This is a genomic window from Pseudomonas sp. UBA1879 (assembly GCF_002338065.1).
Classification (GTDB): Bacteria; Pseudomonadota; Gammaproteobacteria; order Pseudomonadales; family Pseudomonadaceae; genus Aquipseudomonas.
In genome coordinates this window covers 240082-254004 of the sequence record NZ_DDHJ01000001.1, presented here as the reverse complement: position 1 = coordinate 254004, position 13923 = coordinate 240082, and the positions used below count along the sequence as shown (strand labels likewise).

13 protein-coding genes are annotated in these 13923 nt (G+C 58.3%); 2 read left to right on the top strand and 11 right to left on the bottom strand.

Annotated features, from left to right (window positions below):
- Positions 1-32: 32 nt before the first annotated feature.
- The 3 genes from recX to B3N48_RS01120 all read right to left on the bottom strand — a co-directional run bounded on the left by recX (position 33) and on the right by B3N48_RS01120 (position 2156).
- Entirely contained in the window at positions 33-500 is a 468-nt protein-coding gene (gene recX, locus B3N48_RS01130; protein ID WP_296178595.1) for a recombination regulator RecX, read from the bottom strand.
- Between the two features lie 8 nt (positions 501-508).
- Positions 509-1570, bottom strand: a complete 1062-nt coding sequence (gene recA / locus B3N48_RS01125) for a recombinase RecA (RefSeq protein WP_110951312.1) — start codon at positions 1568-1570, stop codon at positions 509-511.
- Positions 1571-1655: 85 nt separating this feature from the next.
- A complete protein-coding gene (locus tag B3N48_RS01120; RefSeq protein ID WP_296178593.1) occupies positions 1656-2156 on the bottom strand; it encodes a CinA family protein in 501 nt (166 codons plus the stop codon).
- Between the two features lie 519 nt (positions 2157-2675).
- Between B3N48_RS01120 and mutS the strand changes: the two genes are divergently transcribed.
- Both mutS and fdxA read left to right on the top strand, forming a co-directional pair.
- On the top strand, positions 2676-5243 hold the full coding sequence (gene mutS, locus B3N48_RS01115) for a DNA mismatch repair protein MutS (RefSeq protein WP_296178817.1): 2568 nt from the start codon (positions 2676-2678) through the stop codon (positions 5241-5243).
- Positions 5244-5469: 226 nt separating this feature from the next.
- Positions 5470-5793 carry a ferredoxin FdxA gene (gene fdxA / locus B3N48_RS01110; RefSeq protein ID WP_296178591.1) on the top strand — a complete coding sequence of 108 codons (324 nt, stop codon included), beginning with the start codon at positions 5470-5472 and terminating at the stop codon, positions 5791-5793.
- A gap of 580 nt (positions 5794-6373) precedes the next feature.
- Here the strand turns inward: fdxA and rpoS are convergent.
- The 8 genes from rpoS to B3N48_RS01070 form a co-directional block, all read right to left on the bottom strand.
- Entirely contained in the window at positions 6374-7378 is a 1005-nt protein-coding gene (rpoS, locus tag B3N48_RS01105; protein ID WP_296178589.1) for an RNA polymerase sigma factor RpoS, read from the bottom strand.
- A 104-nt stretch (positions 7379-7482) separates the two neighbouring features.
- Positions 7483-8394 (bottom strand): peptidoglycan DD-metalloendopeptidase family protein, encoded by a 912-nt coding sequence (locus tag B3N48_RS01100; RefSeq protein WP_296178587.1) that lies wholly within the window; start codon positions 8392-8394, stop codon positions 7483-7485.
- Between the two features lie 189 nt (positions 8395-8583).
- Positions 8584-9261, bottom strand: a complete 678-nt coding sequence (locus B3N48_RS01095) for a protein-L-isoaspartate(D-aspartate) O-methyltransferase (protein ID WP_296178585.1) — start codon at positions 9259-9261, stop codon at positions 8584-8586.
- Positions 9261-10010 carry a 5'/3'-nucleotidase SurE gene (surE, locus tag B3N48_RS01090; RefSeq protein ID WP_296178584.1) on the bottom strand — a complete coding sequence of 250 codons (750 nt, stop codon included), beginning with the start codon at positions 10008-10010 and terminating at the stop codon, positions 9261-9263. Before surE ends, B3N48_RS01095 begins: the two co-directional genes overlap by 1 nt.
- Positions 9998-11056 (bottom strand): tRNA pseudouridine(13) synthase TruD, encoded by a 1059-nt coding sequence (gene truD / locus B3N48_RS01085; protein ID WP_296178582.1) that lies wholly within the window; start codon positions 11054-11056, stop codon positions 9998-10000. The genes surE and truD overlap by 13 nt, the downstream gene beginning before the upstream one ends.
- Positions 11053-11526 carry a 2-C-methyl-D-erythritol 2,4-cyclodiphosphate synthase gene (ispF, locus tag B3N48_RS01080; RefSeq protein WP_296178580.1) on the bottom strand — a complete coding sequence of 158 codons (474 nt, stop codon included), beginning with the start codon at positions 11524-11526 and terminating at the stop codon, positions 11053-11055. Before ispF ends, truD begins: the two co-directional genes overlap by 4 nt.
- Before the next feature lie 246 nt (positions 11527-11772).
- Entirely contained in the window at positions 11773-12618 is an 846-nt protein-coding gene (gene fghA, locus B3N48_RS01075; protein ID WP_296178578.1) for an S-formylglutathione hydrolase, read from the bottom strand.
- 101 nt (positions 12619-12719) lie between these two features.
- A complete protein-coding gene (locus B3N48_RS01070; protein ID WP_296178575.1) occupies positions 12720-13832 on the bottom strand; it encodes an S-(hydroxymethyl)glutathione dehydrogenase/class III alcohol dehydrogenase in 1113 nt (370 codons plus the stop codon).
- Between the last annotated feature and the right edge of the window lie 91 nt (positions 13833-13923).

The window sequence follows — 13923 nt, the reverse complement described above, 5'->3', positions numbered from 1 at the left end:
CAGTAAGCCCAGCGCCTACAAAATGAGGGGCATCAATCGTCGTGGCCTTTGCCACTCAAGAGTCGACCGATGAGCTCGGGTGGATACCCTCGATAGCTCAGGAACCGCATTTGCTGTCCCCGCTCACGCGCGTCCTTGGGCAACTGCCCACCAAACTTGCGGTGCCAGGACTCTTCCAACTTTTCCCGCCAATCGATGCCGCATTCTCGCAACGCCAATTCAATATCTGCACGCTGCAGTCCCCGCTGTCCCAACTCTTCGCGGATACGCAAAGGGCCGTAGCCTGAACGGGCACGGTACGAAACAAAGCTTTCGAGGTAACGAGATTCGGAAAGCAGCCCCTCTTCCGTAAGTCGGTCAAGAGCAGCGTCTATCAATTCAGGGGGGGCGCCGCGCTGACGCAGTTTACGCGTCAGCTCGACTCGACCGTGCTCGCGGCGTGCGAGCAGGTCCATTGCAGTACGCCGTACGGCGACGGGCGTATCAAGCTCAACTGACATATCTGAAATCAGATGTCAGCGTCTTCGACTTCAGCCACGTCATCTTCGGCAACGCGAGACGACTGGGCTTTAACATCCGGCGCTGCGGTGAGCAGTTTTTCGCGGATTTGTTTCTCCAGGGTCGCACCGATTTCCGGGTTGTCCTGCAGGAACTTGGCCGAGTTGGCCTTACCCTGGCCGATCTTGTTGCCTTGGTAGCTGTACCAGGCGCCGGATTTCTCCAGTAGGCCGTGCAGTACGCCGAGGTCAATGATCTCACCGTTACGATAGATACCCTTGCCGTACAGAATCTGGAATTCAGCCTGACGGAATGGCGGAGCGACCTTGTTCTTCACGACCTTGACGCGGGTTTCGCTGCCCACCACTTCGTCGCCATCTTTAACAGCACCAGTGCGGCGAATATCCAGACGAACCGAGGCGTAAAACTTCAGCGCGTTACCGCCGGTGGTGGTTTCCGGGCTGCCGAACATAACGCCGATCTTCATACGAATCTGGTTAATGAAGATGACGAGGCAGTTCGCGTTTTTGATGTTACCGGTGATTTTGCGCAGCGCCTGAGACATCAGACGAGCCTGAAGGCCGACGTGCATGTCGCCCATTTCGCCTTCGATTTCAGCCTTCGGCACCAATGCGGCGACGGAGTCGACGACGATCACATCGATGGCGTTGGAACGCACCAGCATGTCGGTGATTTCCAGCGCTTGTTCACCGGTGTCCGGCTGAGAGACCAACAGGTCATCGACGTTAACGCCCAGTTTGCCTGCGTACTCGGGGTCGAGTGCGTGTTCGGCATCGACGAACGCACAGGTGGCGCCCATCTTTTGAGCTTCAGCGATGACCGACAAGGTCATGGTGGTCTTACCGGAAGACTCAGGACCGTAGATTTCAACGATCCGGCCTTTTGGCAGGCCGCCGATACCCAGCGCGATATCGAGACCCAGCGAGCCTGTGGAAATAGCAGGAATAGCCTGGCGGTCATGGTCGCCCATGCGCATCACGGCGCCTTTACCGAACTGACGCTCGATCTGACCCAAGGCCGCAGCCAAGGCTTTCTTCTTGTTGTCGTCCATTGAAGTCCTCTCGTAATCGGTTAGGCCTGACGGCCGATATAACTGTATAAGTGAACAGTATTATTCCACAGGGTTGAGCGCGCGCCTACCCCCGATTTGGTATTTCTCCGCGAGCGAGGCGGATCAGCCCCTCTAACGCAGCCTTCACCGTTTGTCGGCGCACTGCATCTCGGTCTCCAGAGAACTGGAAACGCTCGGCAATCAAGCGATCGGCGGCACACCAGCAGATCCATACAGTGCCGACCGGTTTCTCCACCGAACCGCCATCGGGACCGGCCACGCCACTGACCGCCACCGAAAAGATCGCGGTGCTGTGGGTTTGAGCGCCGCGAGCCATCGCCTCCACCACTTCCTGGCTGACGGCGCCGACACGCCCGAACAGCGCCTCAGGCACGCCCAGTTGCTGCGTCTTCTGACGATTGGAATAGGTGACATAGCCGGCTTCAAACCAGGCCGAACTGCCAGGAATACGGGTGATGGCCTCGGCAATGCCGCCGCCGGTACATGATTCGGCGGTGCTGACCTGTGCCTTGGCCTGCAACAAACGTTGGCCCAAGGTGGTAGCCAGTTGAGTGATCTCGTCCACAACACTTCTCCGCAACAATCGAGCGATAGGCACACGCTACACGAGAGACACGCATGTGCAAGGCAAGACGCGGTCTGATGGCAACCGCGCCTGCAATGGGGGTCTATGCGGGCTCCGTTTGCTTGGCCGGGCCTGGTTTCTCTTTAGGGCAGGGAGGCCTGACCGTTTCGACGATGGTTTCCCGAGGACGTTGCTTTGCCTCCTCGAGTGTGATGAAGCGTCCGTTGGTTGAATCCCTTCCGCGTTTGCGTCGCATAAAAAACTCCTTGATTTCAGTTTGCTGCCTTGGATCGGGCAGGTGCTCGACATCCTAGACAGCTCAACGAGCTTTTTGGCGATCTGGAAATGAGGTGTGACGAATATGCCGATCCTGCGGCCAGCGAGCGTGCGTGGTAACCTTGCGCCCATCTTAAAAGCAATAGGATCTGACGTCGGACCACGTAGGTGGTGTTCCCCGCGGCCCTGTCCATTTGCCTAAATCTCCTAACGAATTTGCCTAAATAACTGATGAATAAAGCAATTTCCGATCTCTCTTCACACACACCGATGATGCAGCAGTACTGGAAGCTGAAGAATCAGCATCCGGATCAGTTGATGTTTTATCGGATGGGCGACTTCTACGAGATTTTCTACGAAGACGCCAAGAAGGCCGCCAAGCTGCTCGACATCACGCTCACCGCGCGGGGCCAGTCGGCGGGCCAGAGCATCCCGATGTGCGGCATTCCCTACCATGCCGCCGAGGGCTATCTGGCGAAGCTGGTCAAGCTGGGCGAGTCGGTGGTGATCTGCGAGCAGATCGGCGACCCCGCCACTAGCAAGGGCCCGGTCGAGCGTCAGGTCGTGCGGATCATCACGCCCGGCACCGTCAGCGACGAAGCACTGCTCGATGAGCGCCGCGACAACCTGATTGCGGCAGTGCTGGGCGACGAGCGCTTGTTCGGTCTTGCCGTACTGGACATCACCAGCGGCAATTTCACCGTTCAGGAAATCAAGGGTTGGGAAAACCTGCTGGCCGAACTCGAACGCGTCAACCCGGTGGAACTGCTGATCCCGGATGATTGGCCGCAAGGCTTGCCAGCCGAAAAGCGTCGGGGTTCCCGTCGACGCGCACCGTGGGATTTCGAGCGCGATTCAGCGCATAAAAGTCTGTGTCAGCAGTTTTCCACGCAAGACCTCAAGGGCTTCGGCTGTGAAACCCTGACGCTGGCCATCGGTGCCGCTGGCTGCTTGTTGGGTTACGCCAAGGAAACTCAGCGCACCGCGCTGCCTCATCTGCGCAGCCTGCGCCATGAGCGCATGGACGACACCGTGATCCTTGACGGCGCCAGCCGCCGTAATCTGGAACTGGACACCAACCTCGCCGGCGGTCGCGACAACACGCTTCAGTCGGTGATGGATCGGTGCCAGACCGCCATGGCCACGCGGTTGCTGACCCGCTGGCTGAACAGACCGTTGCGCGATCTGAAGGTGCTGCAAGCCCGACAAGAGTCGATTGGCTGTTTCCTGGAGCGCTATCGCTTCGAACACCTGCAACCCCAACTCAAGGAAATCGGTGACATCGAGCGGATTCTGGCGCGGATTGGCCTGCGCAATGCCCGCCCTCGGGACCTCGCACGCTTGCGCGATGCGCTCGGTGCGCTGCCTGAATTGCAACAGGCTTTGGCCGAACTCGAAGCCCCGCACATTCAGGCGTTGGCGAAGACCACCAGTACCTACCCGGACCTGGCGGACCTGCTGCAACGGGCAATCATCGACAACCCGCCTGCAGTCATTCGCGACGGTGGCGTGCTGAAAACCGGTTACGACGGCGAACTCGACGAGTTGCTGTCCCTGAGCGAAAACGCCGGTCAGTTCCTGATCGATCTGGAAACCCGCGAAAAAGCCCGCACCGGCCTGGCCAACCTCAAGGTCGGTTACAACCGTGTGCACGGCTACTTCATCGAACTTCCAAGCAAGCAGGCCGAGCAAGCGCCAGGCGATTACATCCGTCGCCAGACGCTCAAGGGTGCCGAGCGTTTCATCACGCCCGAGCTGAAAGAATTCGAAGACAAGGCGTTATCAGCCAAGAGCCGTGCCCTCGCCCGCGAGAAGATGCTCTATGAAGCGCTGCTGGAAGACCTGATCGGTCACCTTGCGCCTCTGCAAGACACCGCTGCCGCGCTGGCGGAACTGGACGTGCTGAGCAACCTGGCCGAACGTGCTCTAAACCTTGACCTCAATTGCCCGCGCTTTACTGACGAGCCGTGCATGCGCATCGAGCAAGGCCGACACCCGGTGGTCGAGCAAGTGCTGACGTCGCCTTTCGTGGCCAACGACCTCGATCTGAACGACAACACCCGCATGCTGGTGATCACAGGTCCTAACATGGGGGGTAAATCGACCTACATGCGTCAGACCGCGTTGATCGTGTTATTGGCCCACATCGGCAGTTTCGTGCCCGCTGCCAGTTGTGAGCTGTCGCTCGTGGATCGCATCTTCACCCGCATTGGCTCCAGTGACGATCTGGCCGGCGGCCGCTCGACGTTCATGGTGGAAATGAGCGAAACCGCAAACATCCTGCACAACGCCACCGACAAGAGCCTTGTGCTCATGGACGAAGTCGGTCGCGGCACCAGCACCTTTGACGGGCTTTCTCTGGCATGGGCTGCGGCGGAATGTCTCGCCCAATTGCGAGCCTACACACTGTTCGCCACGCACTATTTCGAGCTGACGGTATTGCCGGAAAGCGAACCTTTGGTGGCTAACGTGCACCTGAACGCGACCGAACACAACGAGCGCATTGTATTCCTGCACCGCGTGCTGCCAGGGCCTGCGAGCCAGAGCTATGGCTTGGCCGTCGCCCAATTGGCGGGCGTTCCTGGCAAGGTCATCACGCGTGCCAAGGAACACTTGCAACGTCTGGAGACCACCAGTCTGCCTCATGAACAGCCCAAGCCCAAACCGGGCAAGGCCGCAGCTCCGCAACAGGCGGACCTGTTCGCCTCTCTGCCGCACCCTGTGCTTGAAGAGCTGTCGAAGCTCAAGATCGATGACCTGACACCGCGCCAGGCGCTCGATTTGTTATATGGACTGCAAAACCGGATCTAACGATGTTTGCAACAAGCTGTTAGAATCCCGCGCGGTTTGGGAACGGTACGGCCTTTAGCCTGGCAGTATGAAATCCGAGCCGCATTCGAACATGGCGAACCAAGCCATGCCCTGCTGCACTGGCGCAGGGCAGGACTGACTGTGTTCTGAATGGCCGGGAACGTTCCCAACCGAGCACCCCTGACGTGAAGGGCTCTGCTGCCGCCGCCTGAGGAGAGAATTAGAAATGACCTTCGTCGTCACCGACAACTGCATCAAGTGCAAGTACACCGACTGCGTAGAAGTCTGTCCGGTGGACTGCTTCTACGAAGGCCCGAACTTCCTGGTGATTCACCCGGACGAGTGCATCGACTGTGCGCTCTGCGAGCCTGAATGCCCCGCCGTGGCCATTTTCTCGGAAGACGAGATTCCGGCTGGCATGGAGAATTTCATTGCCTTGAACGCTGAGCTGGCAGACGTCTGGCCGAACATCACCGAGCGCAAGGACCCCATGCCGGACGCAGCAGAGTGGGACGGCAAGCCTGGCAAGATCGCTGACCTGGAGCGCTAAGCCTCGCGCCAGCTCCGGAAAAGCAAAAGGCCCCTAGGGGTCTTTTTGCTGTGCATCGTCTGCCCACTTTTGGACGGACGAAAAAAAGGGGCGGTTTGACCCGCCCACATTTTTTCCAAAATCCCTTTAATCCTTTTTCATCGTCCTGATGAATCGCATCCTGCGATGTCCCTGAGCAGTCATCCTTGACCGCCTGTACCAATCCGTCGGTACAGGTTTGATAGTAGTGATTTATCCGCGAAGGGCAACACCCCGGAGATTGCAAAAAGATTCAAGACGATATCGATCCTCAAGAATAAAAAGCCGCCAAATCAACAAGATAAATAATGTCGCGCAGATGTAGGCGTAGTTGGCTGTCACAGATTAGTGCAATTGCTGACAGCCAATGTAAGAAATGTCTCACAACTGCAGCTAGATATGCCCACATCATCTAGATGGATTAAGTACGACATACATCCATATAAAAATACTTGGGTTATTCACGGCAATCACTTCACATTGTCACAATAAAAAAGCCCCGATTCATCGGGGCTTTCTTTACTGCAGTTCTGCTATAGGCATAAGCGGTGCGCGAGTGAATTCACTGAAACAATGACTCACTGGACAGCCCGTTCTTCTCGAGAATTTCTCGCAAACGTTTCAAGCCCTCGACCTGAATCTGCCGCACACGCTCACGGGTCAGACCGATCTCAAGGCCAACATCTTCCAGCGTGCTGCTCTCATGACCGCGCAGGCCAAAGCGCCGCACCACCACCTCGCGTTGTTTGTCGGTGAGCTCGGAAAGCCACTGATCGATGCTTTGAGACAGATCATCATCTTGCAGTAATTCGCACGGATCGGTTGGCCGATCATCGGTCAACGTATCGAGCAGCGTCTTATCGGAATCCGGACCGAGTGACACGTCTACAGAAGAGACACGCTCATTAAGCCCCAACATGCGCTTGACCTCGCCTACCGGCTTTTCCAGCAAGTTGGCGATTTCTTCAGGGGACGGCTCGTGATCGAGTTTCTGCGTCAGCTCGCGTGCTGCACGCAAATAGACATTGAGCTCTTTGACCACGTGAATCGGAAGACGGATAGTCCGCGTCTGATTCATGATGGCGCGCTCGATGGTTTGACGAATCCACCAGGTGGCATACGTGGAGAACCGGAACCCGCGCTCCGGATCGAATTTTTCGACCGCCCGAATCAGGCCGAGATTGCCCTCTTCGATAAGGTCCAGCAATGACAGACCACGATTGACGTAGCGTCTGGCGATTTTGACCACCAGCCGCAGATTGCTCTCAATCATGCGTTTGCGTCCGGCCGGATCCCCCTTCTGCGACAAGCGCGCGAAGTGAACTTCTTCTTCCGGAGACAATAAGGGAGAAAAACCGATTTCGTTGAGATACAGCTGCGTGGCATCCAGTGCCCGCGTGTAATCGATGTATTTATGCTGCTTGAGTGCGCTGGAGTTTTTGGTCTTCGCACGAACAGAAGGTGTAGCTGGCTTCTCATCCGTTGCAGAATCCAGGACGATGGCGGGCTCCATAAGGAGGACCTCATCGTCTATGTCAAACTCCGGCACTTCTCTGTTGAGAGCCATTGTTATAGTCCTTTGGTGAGTTCGACCTCAAGCTCCAGTGGCGCCCTTTTCCTTGGCATCACTTGAGCCTGTCCCCTCTACGACAGGAACAGGCTGGTAACTGATCAACGACGTGGCAAGAATTCCAGTGGGTCAACCGGTTTGCCCTGACGGCGAATCTCGAAATGGAGTTTCACTCGATCAGTCCCCGTGGACCCCATCTCGGCAATTGCCTGCCCTGCCTTGACCTGTTGCCCCTCCCGAACCAAAAGCCTGCGGTTGTGACCGTAAGCGCTGACGTAGGTATCGCTGTGTTTGATGATTACTAATTCGCCGTAGCCCCGTAATCCACTCCCGGCGTATACAACAGAACCATCAGACGCGGCTAAAACAGGCTGTCCCAAATCCCCGGCGATATCAACGCCTTTATTCAAACTACCGTTTGAAGAAAATTTCGCGATCAAAACACCATTAGTTGGCCATGCCCAGCCACTTGCAGAGCGTACTCCTGCAACCACCGGCGTATTCACTGGTGTACTTACCGGCGCAGTTGCGGGCGCAGTGGCACTCCCGGAAGCTGAATTAACAGGACGTGTAATAACGGTGGTTTTGAGGGATCCCGATGGCGAACTGGAACTGGAAGATGTGCTACTGGAAGCATTGGCCTGAGGGACGACCACGGGCGCTGCGGCTACGACAGGTGCACTGGAATTCGAGCGGCCGTCGAAACGGATCGCCTGGCCGACATGAATGGTATAAGGCTCGGGAAGATTGTTGCGGGCGGCCAACGCCTTCCAGTCCCAGCCGTAACGAAATGCAATGGAAAACAGCGTATCGCCACGTTTGACGACGTACTGACCGGTCGTGACAGGCTGCCGAACCGGCGCTGCAGGTTTGGAAGCGTTGCGGTCAACCACACGTACGCCACCTGAAGGCGAACTGGAGCAGCCGACCAGAAGGACACTCAGGGCAATGCCAATCACCAGACGTGGAAAACTTGCTGAAAACGTACGCTGCCGAATGACTGTGAGGCTCACCCGCCACTCCCTTTACTGGTGACTGAATTGAAGCTGCCTAGTGTGTCTTGGTGGTGACCGGCAGCCATGGAGAAACTGGTTACAAAAAACTTCACGGCGCTAATCGGCGGCGGGCCAACCCTCATCGAAAATCGCCAGCCTGTAGACAGATGACGAGTCAGGGAATTCATTGCAGCTGCAAAACACTGCTTATGCCAGCGGTCCGTTCAGCAAAGGCACGAAACGCACCGCGCCCAGGACGTGCCGTGAGAAGCCGTTGTCCTCACGAATGATCAGCATCAATTGCTGCACTTCGCCCGAGCCCACCGGGATGACCAGGCGCCCGCCCGGTGCGAGTTGATCCAGCAACGCTTGCGGTACGTCAGTGGCGACCGCGGTGACGATGATGCCGTTATAAGGCGCGAGCGCCGGCCAGCCTTCCCAGCCATCGCCCCACCGAAATACCATGTTGCGCAGATTCAGCTCGAGCAGACGTTCCTTGGCCCGGTCCTGCAGCACTTTGATCCGCTCCACGGAAAACACCCGCTCCACCAGCTGCGCCAGCACGGCGGTCTGATATCCAGAGCCCGTGCCAATCTCCAATACCTTGTCCAGAGGCCCTGCCGCCAGCAGCAGCTCGCTCATGCGCGCCACCATGTAAGGCTGGGAGATGGTCTGGTTGTTGCCGATGGGCAACGCGGTATCTTCGTAAGCGCGATGGGCCAGCGCTTCGTCCACGAACAGATGGCGAGGGGTCTTGCGAATAACGTCCAGTACCTGAGTGTTGCTGATGCCTTCTTCGTACAGCCGCTGGATCAAACGCTCGCGGGTTCGCTGAGAGGTAAACCCCACGCCCCGGCGTAACAGATCATCGTGTTCACGGGACATCAGGCTATTCCCTCCAGCCAGGTATTCAGGCTGTTGAAACCGTCCTGATAGGTTCGATCGAGCTGCAACGGTGTAATCGACACGTAGCCCTGCATCACGGCGTGAAAGTCCGTACCCGGGCCACCATCTTCGGCATCGCCGGCAGCCGCGATCCAGTACCCGGCCCGACCTCGAGGATCGACCACGCGCACCGGCGCGGCGGCACGGGTCCGGTGACCGAGGCGAGTCAGTTGAACGCCACGCACATGTTCAAGCGGAAGATTGGGAATATTCACGTTCAATACGGTACGCGGTGGAAGGTCGAGCTGCTCGTGCGCTTCGACCAGAAGCCGGGCGTAATGCGCGGCGGTTGCCAGGTTATCGACCTGACGGGACAAAAATGAAAAGGCAAATGACGGGCGTAGCAGAAAGCGGCCTTCCAGCGCGGCCGCCACAGTGCCGGAATACAGCACATCATCCCCAAGGTTAGCGCCCATGTTGATGCCCGAGACCACCATGTCCGGCTCCTGCTCCAGAAGACCATGGATGCCGAGGTGAACGCAGTCGGTAGGCGTGCCGTTGAGACTGATGAAGCCGTTGTCCAGATGATGAGGATGCAGCGGACGGTCGAGGGTCAGCGAACTGCTGGCGCCGCTCTTGTCTTGATCAGGTGCAATGACCGCGCACTCGGCATAGCCCGTCAGCGCTCCGTAGAGCGCAGCAAGGCCGGGTGCCGAGACCCCATCATCATTTGAAATCAGAATACGCATGAGCTGTCCGTCTGTCCTGCGGGCGCCAGATCGACGAGTTCGCGCACCAAGGCAGTGGCGAAGCAGCCGGCGGGCAGGACGAATTCCAGTTGCAGAATGTCAGGCTCGGGATAATGCCACGTCAACCGCTCAATGGGCAGTCGCAGGATACGCCGTTCGTGTTCCATTCCCGCTTTTATCAACCAGTTACAGAGCGACAACTCGCGTCGGGCGATGCTGTTTTCCAGTTCTGCGGTGATGCCACCGGCGGGAGACTCCCCTTCGCCCCACAGGGGGCCGGTCGGGTGCAGATCGAGTAACGCCAGGCGCGGATCGCTGCACTCGGCCTCGCCTGCCGGAAAGAAACTGCGACTGTCCGTAAACGCTAGCAAATCCCCTACTTGCGCACGTTGCCAGCTGCCATCAGCGACTCGCGCCGCCAGCACCTGATTGAACAGATAACTGCGCGCCGTGGACAACAGTCGAGACCGTACATTGCGCTGTTCGGGAAGGGCCTGACGCTCAGCATAATGACGGGCTTCGCCGACATTTCCGCCTGCATGGCCGAAACGCTGAGCGCCGAAATAATTGGGGATGCCGTGCTGTTTGATGGCATCGAGTCGCTGGTCGACCTGGGCCTTGTCGGCCTGTAACTGGGTCAACCGCAGGGTGAAGCCGTTGGCCGCATGGGCGCCGCGTTGCAATTTGCGTTTGTGGCGCTTGGCGTCGAGGATTTTCAGCGTGTCGTTCTCGGCGGCCGAGAAATCCGGATCGGCCTTGCCCGGCAACTGAATGCTGAACCATTGTCGGGTGAGCGCCTGGCGGTCTTTCAGTCCGGCATAGGCCACCGTGCGCAACGGCACGCCCGCGGCTTTCGCCAGACGTCGCGCAGCTTCTTCGGTGTTCAAACCGCGTTTCTCGACCCACAACCAGAGATGCTCGCCGTCCCCCGACAGCGGAATGTCCAGCACCTCATCGACTTGAAAGTCATCGGCAGTGGCTTTCAACACTGCGATACCCAGTGCGTCGCGATAGGCGCGGGGGCCCAGGAGCTCGAGTTCGGTCATGCCGCAATCAACAGCGCAACGGCATGAACGGCGATGCCCTCTTCGCGGCCGGTGAAGCCCAGCTTTTCGGTGGTCGTGGCTTTGACGTTGACCTGGTCGAGTTCGACCTGAAGGTCTTCAGCGATCAGCGCGCGCATGGCGTCGATGTGGGGGGCCATTTTCGGTGCCTGAGCCACGATAGTGGCGTCGACATTGCCGACCTTCCAGCCCTTGGCCTGCACCTGTTTCAGGACGTGGCGCAGCAATACGCGGCTGTCAGCGCCTTTGAATTGCGGGTCGGTATCGGGGAAGTGTTTGCCGATATCTCCCAAGGCGGCGGCACCCAGCAAGGCATCGCTCAAGGCATGCAGCAGCACATCGCCATCGGAGTGAGCGAGCAGACCCGAGGTGTGTGCGATCCGCACCCCGCCCAAGGTTATGAAATCGCCTTCAGCGAAACGGTGCACATCATAGCCGTGGCCAATACGCATAAAAAAACGCCCTGAAAAAGTCAGGGCGTGATTCTACCTACTTTGTCTGACATTAGGGCGTCTGACTGGCAGACATGACGTCGTCGAGTGGCGAGTGGCGTCTGTGTGGGAATGAGCGTGCTCGCAAAGACGCTAGCGCGTGTCCACACGCTGCCGCTGATGCATTGGACCATTCGCGAGCAAACCTCACTCTCTGGGGAACCCGGGTATGCCACACGTCTGCGGAGCGCCATTTCGCCGGGTCAATCAGCGCGCCAACGCCGCCGCGTGATACCGCAGATGATCCTCGATGAAGCTCGCAATGAAGTAATAGCTGTGGTCGTAACCGGGCTGCATGCGCAGTTCCAGTGGATGACCCGCTGCTTTCGCCGCTTGCACCAACGCCTCGGGCTTGAGTTGGTTGGCGAGGAAGTCATCGCGGTCGCCTTGATCCACCAGCAACGGCAGACGTTCGGTGGCCTCGGCGATCAATACGCTGGCATCCCATTCACGCCAGCGCGAGCGGTCCTCGCCCAAGTAACGGGAGAAGGCTTTCTGGCCCCACGGGCAATCCATCGGGTTGGTGATGGGCGAAAACGCCGACACCGATGTGTAACGTCCCGGATTACGCAGCGCACAGACCAACGCACCGTGACCGCCCATCGAATGGCCACTGATGCTGCGTTTGTCCGAAGCCGGGAAATGCGCTTCGATCAAATTCGGCAGCTCGGTAACCACGTAGTCATACATGCGGTAGTGACGCGCCCACGGTTGCTGGGTGGCATTCAGGTAGAAACCGGCGCCGAGGCCGAAGTCGTAGGCATTGTCCGGATCACCCGGCACATCGGCGCCACGGGGGCTGGTGTCCGGCGCCACAATGATGATCCCAAGCTCCGCCGCGACGCGCTGGGCGCCGGCCTTCTGCATGAAATTTTCGTCGGTGCAGGTCAGGCCCGAAAGCCAGTACACCACGGGCAACTTTCCGCCCTGCTCTGCCTGTGGCGGCAGATAGACCGCAAACACCATGTCGCAACCCAGAACATCGGAATGATGCTTGTAGCGTTTATGCCAGCCGCCGAAGCTCTTCTGGCACGAAATATTTTCCAGACCCATCGGTCGTTCCTCCCGCCAGCTGCGAGCCACAAGCCACAAGCTGCAAGTGGGGCAATGGCGCGCCTTCTTGCAGCTTGCAGCTCGACACTTGAAGCTGCTACTTAGAAATGGATGACAGAGCGAATGCTTTTGCCTTCGTGCATCAGGTCGAACGCTTCGTTGATCTTGTCCAGGCCCATGGTGTGGGTGATGAAGGTGTCCAGCGGGATTTCGCCTTTCTGGGCTTTTTCGACATAGCTCGGCAGCTCGGTGCGGCCTTTGACGCCGCCGAATGCCGAACCGCGCCAGACGCGGCCGGTGACCAGTTGAAACGGACGGGTGGCGATTTCCTGACCGGCCGGCGCAACACCGATGATGACCGACTCGCCCCATCCTTTATGGCAGCACTCCAGCGCCGCACGCATCAGGTTGACGTTGCCGATGCACTCGAAGCTGTAATCGACGCCGCCATCGGTCAGTTCGACGATCACGTCCTGAATCGGCTTGGTGTGGTCTTTCGGGTTGACGAAGTCAGTGGCACCCAGTTCGCGGGCTACGTCGAATTTCGACGGGTTGATGTCGATGGCGATGATGCGCGAGGCCTTGGCCATTTTTGCCCCGATGATAGCCGCCAGGCCGATGCCACCGAGACCAAAAATCGCCACGGTCGCCCCTTCTTCCACTTTGGCCGTGTTGAGGACAGCGCCGATGCCGGTGGTCACCCCGCAACCCAGCAGGCAAACCTTCTCCAACGGGGCTTCTTTCGGGATTTTCGCCAGCGAGACTTCCGCCACGACGGTGTATTCGGAGAACGTCGAGCAGCCCATGTAGTGATAGACAGGTTCGCCGTTGTAGCTGAAGCGGCTGGTCCCATCCGGCATCAGGCCTTTGCCCTGGGTGGCACGGACCTTCTGGCAGAGGTTGGTCTTGCCGGATTTGCAGAATTTGCACTCGCGGCATTCAGCGGTGTACAGCGGAATGACATGGTCACCCACGGCCACGGACGTCACACCTTCGCCCACGGCTTCGACAATACCGCCACCTTCATGGCCCAAAATGCAGGGGAACACGCCTTCGGAATCGGCGCCCGAGAGCGTGTAGGCGTCGGTGTGACACACGCCAGACGCGATGGTCCGGATCAAAACCTCGCCTGCCTTCGGCGCCTCAACGTCGACCTCGACGATTTGCAGCGGTTGATTGGGACCGAATGCAACGGCAGCACGGGACTTGATCATGATCTTCTCCAGCGAAGTAAAAACGAACCCGCAGTGTAAACCAGTGCTGTTTGATGAATAATCCACGCAAAAGCAAAACATTAATGCCGTA

Excerpts from the sequence above, each read along its gene's own strand:
- recX (WP_296178595.1), bottom strand. The coding sequence starts at position 500 with ATGTCAGTTGAGCTTGATACGCCCGTCGCCGTACGGCGTACTGCAATG.
- recA (WP_110951312.1), bottom strand. The coding sequence starts at position 1,570 with ATGGACGACAACAAGAAGAAAGCCTTGGCTGCGGCCTTGGGTCAGATC.
- fdxA (WP_296178591.1), top strand. The coding sequence starts at position 5,470 with ATGACCTTCGTCGTCACCGACAACTGCATCAAGTGCAAGTACACCGAC.
- rpoS (WP_296178589.1), bottom strand. The coding sequence starts at position 7,378 with ATGGCTCTCAACAGAGAAGTGCCGGAGTTTGACATAGACGATGAGGTC.
- B3N48_RS01095 (WP_296178585.1), bottom strand. The coding sequence starts at position 9,261 with ATGTCCCGTGAACACGATGATCTGTTACGCCGGGGCGTGGGGTTTACC.
- surE (WP_296178584.1), bottom strand. The coding sequence starts at position 10,010 with ATGCGTATTCTGATTTCAAATGATGATGGGGTCTCGGCACCCGGCCTT.
- truD (WP_296178582.1), bottom strand. The coding sequence starts at position 11,056 with ATGACCGAACTCGAGCTCCTGGGCCCCCGCGCCTATCGCGACGCACTG.
- ispF (WP_296178580.1), bottom strand. The coding sequence starts at position 11,526 with ATGCGTATTGGCCACGGCTATGATGTGCACCGTTTCGCTGAAGGCGAT.
- fghA (WP_296178578.1), bottom strand. The coding sequence starts at position 12,618 with ATGGGTCTGGAAAATATTTCGTGCCAGAAGAGCTTCGGCGGCTGGCAT.
- B3N48_RS01070 (WP_296178575.1), bottom strand. The coding sequence starts at position 13,832 with ATGATCAAGTCCCGTGCTGCCGTTGCATTCGGTCCCAATCAACCGCTG.